The sequence below is a fragment of the Pseudoflavonifractor sp. An187 genome (assembly GCF_002160275.1).
GTDB classification, from domain to species: Bacteria; Bacillota; Clostridia; order Oscillospirales; family Oscillospiraceae; genus Enterenecus; species Enterenecus faecium.
Genome location: NZ_NFKG01000054.1, coordinates 1 through 5371, shown reverse-complemented (window position 1 = coordinate 5371; position 5371 = coordinate 1). Strand labels below are relative to the sequence as shown.

The window sequence follows — 5371 nt, the reverse complement described above, 5'->3', positions numbered from 1 at the left end:
GATTCCACAAGGCGGGGGAAGGCCCCGCCTTTGGTGGGTCTTTGGTAACTTTCTGCCCAGTCAGAAAGTTACCCCAGCGGAGCGTCCCTGCCAGGCTGGCAAGCCTGAACGATGCCGTTTAGAAGAACAACCCCTTGCACAGGGGGAGCCTTTGGGCATGGCAAAAGCCCCTTCTCTCCACCCTGAGGCAGAGAGAAGGGGCTTATCTTACAGAACTTTGGACAAAAACTCGATGGTGCGGGGATGCTTGGGGTTGGCAAAGAACTCCTGGGGCTTGTTCTCCTCCAGGATGTGTCCGCCGTCCATGAACAGCACCCGGCTGCCCACCTCCCGGGCAAAGCCCATCTCGTGGGTGACCACCACCATGGTCATGCCGTCGTCGGCCAGCTGCTTCATGACATCCAGCACCTCGCCCACCATCTCAGGGTCCAAAGCGGAGGTGGGCTCGTCAAAGAGCATCACCTTGGGCCGCATGGCCAGGGCCCGCACGATGGCGATGCGCTGCTTCTGGCCGCCAGAGAGCTGGTTGGGATAGGCGTCCGCCTTCTCCTCCAGACCCACTCGGCGCAGCAGCTGGGTGGCGGTGTCGTCCGCCTCCTGCTGGCTCATGCGACGGGTGCGCACCGGAGCCAGGGTGATGTTCTTGCGGATGGTCATGTTGGGGAACAGGTTGAAGTGCTGGAACACCATGCCCATGTGCTGCCGCACCTGGTCGATGTCGCACTTGGGGTCGGTGATGTCGGTGCCGTCAAAGGTGATGGTGCCGGCGGTAGGGGTCTCCAACAGGTTCAGGCAGCGCAGGAAGGTGGACTTGCCCGAGCCGGAGGGGCCCAGTACCACCACTTTTTCACCGGGATAGATATGCTGGTTCAAATTGTCCAGCACCAGGTGGTTGCCAAAGGACTTGGATAAGTTTTTAACGTCGATCACTTTGACGCAGCCTCCTTTCCAGTTTACCCTGGAGCCAGGTGAGCACCACCACAATACACAGATACATCACGGCAATGCCGATGTAGGGGGGCATGTAGTCGAAGGTACGGCCTCCGATGGTGCTGGCATAGTACACCAGCTCCATGCCTCCGATGGCCTGGACCAGGGAGGTGTCCTTGAACAAGGTAATCAGCTCGTTGCCCAGAGAGGGCAGAATGTTCTTAAATGCCTGGGGAACCACGATAAAACGCATGGTATCCAGATAGCCCAGGCCCAGAGAGCGGCCGGCCTCCATCTGGCCTCCGTCCACGCTCATCAGGCCGCCCCGGACGATCTCCGCCACATAGGCGCCGGAGTTGATGCCCAGGCCGATGATACCCACCAGAATCTTGTCCCGGATGCTGGGGAAGATGACAAAGGTCCAGATGAGCAGCTGCACCATCATGGGGGTGCCCCGGATGACGGTGGTGTAGATCTTACAAATGAAGTTTAAAATGGCCAGCAGGGGATGTTTCCGCCGTCCGGCCCGCTGTTGGTCGTGGGCAGCTCGTATCACGGCCACCACTACGCCCAGGATGACGCCCATGACCAGGGCCACCAAGGTCATCTCCAGGGTGCGGCCCAGGCCCTGCAAATAAAGCTTCCAGCGGTCTGCTTCGAGAAAGGCTGTGTAAAAACGTGGTCCCAGCTCATTGAGCCAGTCAATCAGCCTATATAACATAAAACCTGCTCCTTTCCTCAAGAAGGAAAGAAGGGCGGCACAGGGGGCCGCCCTTCTTCAATTTCTCTCGTTCTTACTCTGCGGTGATGTACTTGTCCACGATGGACTGAACGGTGCCGTCGGCAATGAGCTCCTTCAGCGCGCCGTTGATGGCATCCAGCAGCTGGGTGTTGCCCTTGTCCACGCCGATGGCGTAGTCCTCCACGGCGAACTCGGTGTCCAGAATCTTCAGACCCTCATTGGCCTCCACAAAGGCCTTGGCGGGCTCGTTGTCGATGACCACGGCGTCCACCTGGTCGTTCATCAGAGCCATGACAGCCAGAGCGCCGCTGTCATAGCCGGTGACATGGTCCTCACCGTAGCCGTCCTCTTCCACAGGAGCAGAGCAGTAAATGTATCCGGTGGTACCCTTCTGGGTGCCGATCATCTTGGCGTTGGCCAGGTCGTCCACGGTCTGAATGGAGGAGCCCTCCTTGACGATGACCACCTGCACGCCGGTGGCATAGCTGTCGGAGAAGTCCATGACCTTCAGACGGTCGTCGTTGACGGTGATACCAGCCATAGCCATATCGCTCTGGCCGGTCTGGACGGCGGTGAGGGCGGCATCAAAGCCCATGTCATCCACCACCAGCTCCAGGCCCAGCTTCTCGGCGATGGCCTGGGCCACCTCCACGTCAATGCCCTCGAAGCCGCCGTCGTCGGTGGTCATCTCATAGGGGGGGAACTGGGCGTTGGTGGACATGTGCAGCTTGCCGCTCTCCACGGTCTTCAGGCCGGAGTCGTCGCCCTCCTGCTTGCTGCTGGTGTTGCCGCAGGCGGCCAGAGAGGCCACCATGCCAATGGCCATGGCCATGGCTGCAATCTTTTTCCAAACTTTCATATTTATCCGTCTCCTCAAATCCATTTCATGTCTTAGCTGCCCCATCCGGGGGAAGTGATTGCCATGATTATATCGCCGAAATGAATATAATGCAAGAGGAAACCGGAATATTCCTGTATTTTATCCAAAATGACCGGATAGATATGAATGTATATTCATTTTTATGCAAGTTTCCTGCATAACCCTCAGTCCAGGGCCAGTCCCAGGTAGCCCCGGCGGGTCTGCTGCCAGAGAGCGGGGGGCTCGGTGAGCCACCGGATGGCCCCAAAGGGGGCCCCTTCCGCCCGGCCGGCGGGGGTGCGCAGCTCGCCCGGGCCGTGGCACAGGTGGGCGACTCGGCGGCCCCCCTCCTCCTCGTCTCCGGGGAGGCAGAGCAGTTCCTTGACGATGTGGAACTTCCCCCAGTCCTCCACCACGGCGCAGCCCGGGCCGTGGGTCAGGTCCAGGCGGTAGAGGGTGCCGTGGAGCTGGCCTTCAAAGGCGGCCTGGCCGGGGGTGTGGACGATGTGGGGGATGCCCCCCAGCAGCTCCTCCCGCAGGGCCACATACTCCTGGGGAGTCAGCTCCTGCCACGGCCCCTCCTGGGGGGCGGGGAGGGGAGTGCGCAGGTGGTAAAAGGCGGGCTCAAAGCTGTTTTTGCCGAAAAACTGAAACAGAGAGGGGGCGGCGGGGACGGTGCACACAAAGTCCATCCCCTGGTCGGCGGTCCACTGGGCGGCGGCGTCCATGAGTTGGGCGGCGTACCCCTTGCCCCGGCTGTGGGGGTTGGTGGCCAGGGCGTACAGATAGGTTCCTTGGCAGGGGGCGGCTGCGGGACAGGCCAGGGACACGGGGGTGAGCACCAGCATGCTCTCCACCTGTCCCTCCTCCACCAGCACCAGGGGCCCCTGGGGGGCGCACAGGTCATAGAAGGCCTCTTGGGCCTGGGGCTCGTCCCCGAACACCTTGCGCCACAGCTGGTGGGTCTGTTCCCGCTCCTGGGGCCGGGCGTGTCTGCACTCAGCCATGACTCTGCTCCCGCACGGTGTACTTCTCCAGGAGAAGTTCAGGGTAATAGGACAGCTTGGCCTTCCGCAGCCCCTCCAGGCCCATGTCGTCTTCCCGGTTGAGCCACTTCACCTCCGGGTGGCGCTCCCGCACCATCCGGGCCATCTCCCGGGCAATGGTGGGGTAGGAGCCCTGGATGTCGGCAAAGGCCTTTTCAAAGTGGACGTTGAAGCACTCGGGAGTGGTGAGGCTGCCCAGGGAGAAGGCCACGGGACGGCCTCCGGCGGTGATGACCCCGCCCTCCATCTCCAGGGCGTCCATCTGGTACAGGGCCTCGATGATGGCCACCGTCTCGGCGCTGAGGCTCTTGTCCTCGTTGGCGTCCTTGAGGTTGGCCCACTCCTTCTCCATCTCCAGGCACAGGTGCATGTTGTCCTTGGTGATGGGGTGGAACATCCAGTCCGGGTTGTTGTCGTCAAAGCGGCGGATGTGGTTGCGCTTCTGGTGCAGCTTCTTGCCGGGCAGGTCCGCCATCTTGTTCACGTCATACAGGTAGTCGAAGCTGTCCCGGTCCTCCTCAAAGGTGAAGCGGCCGGGGAACTCCGCCTCCAGCTGCTCTTTCTGGTCGGGGGTGACGCACACCATCACCAGGGGCACCCCCAGGGATTTGGCGTTGTCCTCCATCACCTCCAGGGCAGGGGCCAGAGGGCCTGTCCCAGGGGGGAAGAGGAAGCTCTCCCCCAGGCCGCCCAGCAGGCGCACCACCACCCGGTCACCCACCCGGCAATACTGCTGGGGATAGGCGCCACTCCACAGATACATGCTGTTGAAGTTGTACTGACAGCCCATGCTGCCGGTTTTCTGGAACAGGGGGGCCGCCCACTGGCGGTCCTCCAATTTCGGTGCTACAAATTTACACTCGCAACTCATACAAAAATTACCTCGTTTGTCCGCGTTCAGCGGAGATTTTTCCATTTTCAATATCATAGCATACTTCTAGGAAAAACGCAACCCCACCCGGAGGGATTGTACTCCGCCAACCTCTCAGGTGTAGACCTGCGCCCCCGGTGGGGACGCTCCGCTTATGCCCGATTTCTCCCCGATGAGAAATCGGGGAAAGAATCGCTTAGGGCGTTCCCCCCTAAGGACCTCCCTGGGGTACGAGGCTGGACCTGCGATGGTTCTCAGGCCGGGCCGAAAGCCAATGCCATACCAAGAAAGAACAACGCTCTGTTTTTCTCTATTCCTGCTGGGAGAGTGCACGTTTCTCCAGATTTCGGCCCTTTCTGGTCCACCCGGCCGACGGCGGCCGGGAATCGGCCCCACACCACCCAGACTTGAGGCCCTGGCGATGAAAGGGAGATCTGCCAGCGGAGTAGGTAGACCCCTGAGAGGTTATGTGCCATCTATGTGACCCCACCGGGACCAGGGCCGACTACGGCCCCACGCACAAAACAAAATCAAATCATTGGGGTTTCAAAAGGGGCGGGCCCCTTTTGTGGCTTTTCGTCCATTTTGGCCACTCAAAATGGACCCCCAGCGGGGAGCGCGTCCCCTGGGCTGGCAAGCCCGCACCAGAGAAAAAACAATCGTATGCTTCCCATATCCATGAAAAAAGTACGGCCAGATTTCTCTGACCGTACTTTTTTACTTGATTGACAATTAGCTGCGACGGCGGCGCATCGTCACCACAGCAGCCAGTCCGGCGGCGGACAGCACCAGGACGCCGAACACCAGACCCAGCTGGGCGTTGTCCCCGGTCTGGGGCACGTTGTTCTCAGGCTTCTGGGTGGCCTCGGGAGCGCCACCGGCGGTGAGGCCGTTCATGGCATCGCTGAGGGCAGCCACAGCGG

General features: G+C 60.8%; 6 protein-coding genes. All 6 read right to left on the bottom strand.

The window, feature by feature from the left end; genetic code table 11:
• Positions 1-207 precede the first annotated feature (207 nt).
• On the bottom strand, positions 208-930 hold the full coding sequence (locus tag B5F22_RS11735) for an amino acid ABC transporter ATP-binding protein (RefSeq protein ID WP_087392695.1): 723 nt from the start codon (positions 928-930) through the stop codon (positions 208-210).
• Positions 917-1651 (bottom strand): amino acid ABC transporter permease, encoded by a 735-nt coding sequence (locus tag B5F22_RS11730; RefSeq protein ID WP_087392694.1) that lies wholly within the window; start codon positions 1649-1651, stop codon positions 917-919. Before B5F22_RS11730 ends, B5F22_RS11735 begins: the two co-directional genes overlap by 14 nt.
• Before the next feature lie 73 nt (positions 1652-1724).
• Entirely contained in the window at positions 1725-2531 is an 807-nt protein-coding gene (locus B5F22_RS11725; protein WP_087392693.1) for a transporter substrate-binding domain-containing protein, read from the bottom strand.
• Between the two features lie 185 nt (positions 2532-2716).
• Positions 2717-3538: a GNAT family N-acetyltransferase gene (locus B5F22_RS11720; protein ID WP_087392692.1), complete on the bottom strand. Its 822-nt coding sequence runs from the start codon at positions 3536-3538 to the stop codon at positions 2717-2719.
• A complete protein-coding gene (locus B5F22_RS11715; RefSeq protein WP_158096698.1) occupies positions 3531-4448 on the bottom strand; it encodes a phosphatidylglycerol lysyltransferase domain-containing protein in 918 nt (305 codons plus the stop codon). Before B5F22_RS11715 ends, B5F22_RS11720 begins: the two co-directional genes overlap by 8 nt.
• A gap of 732 nt (positions 4449-5180) precedes the next feature.
• Positions 5181-5371, bottom strand: a 191-nt coding sequence (locus B5F22_RS11710; protein ID WP_143482259.1) for an LPXTG cell wall anchor domain-containing protein, incomplete at its 5' end; no start/stop codon positions are given.

Bases quoted from the DNA above. Each gene is read 5' to 3' on its own strand.
- B5F22_RS11715 (WP_158096698.1), bottom strand. From the start codon at position 4,448: ATGAGTTGCGAGTGTAAATTTGTAGCACCGAAATTGGAGGACCGCCAG.
- B5F22_RS11730 (WP_087392694.1), bottom strand. From the start codon at position 1,651: ATGTTATATAGGCTGATTGACTGGCTCAATGAGCTGGGACCACGTTTT.
- B5F22_RS11720 (WP_087392692.1), bottom strand. From the start codon at position 3,538: ATGGCTGAGTGCAGACACGCCCGGCCCCAGGAGCGGGAACAGACCCAC.
- B5F22_RS11725 (WP_087392693.1), bottom strand. From the start codon at position 2,531: ATGAAAGTTTGGAAAAAGATTGCAGCCATGGCCATGGCCATTGGCATG.